The organism is Virgibacillus sp. GM2-2, assembly GCF_055329585.1.
Window position 1 is genome coordinate 1 of record NZ_JBUZWC010000206.1, and the last position, 216, is coordinate 216.

Here is a 216-nt window from a genome sequence, read left to right on the forward strand (position 1 = left end):
GGTGTCGCATCGGCTGTTCTTCGGCTTCTTCGGCCTCTTGGTGTTGATCGGCGTGTCGCTCCACGTCATCACCTACAACACGATCCCCTGGGTGAGCCGGGACCTCCATCACGGGTCGATCGAGCCCGATCAGTCGATCGCCATCACGGTGGCGGACCACGAGTTCATGCTTCCCGAGGGAGGCGTGACGATCCAGTGTGGCGAGACGGTGCTTTT

1 protein-coding gene is annotated in these 216 nt (G+C 61.6%); it reads left to right on the plus strand.

What is annotated here, in order from left to right:
* Positions 1-216: hypothetical protein (locus tag ACY9Z2_RS19570; RefSeq protein ID WP_463611335.1), on the plus strand; the 216-nt coding region annotated here is incomplete at both ends.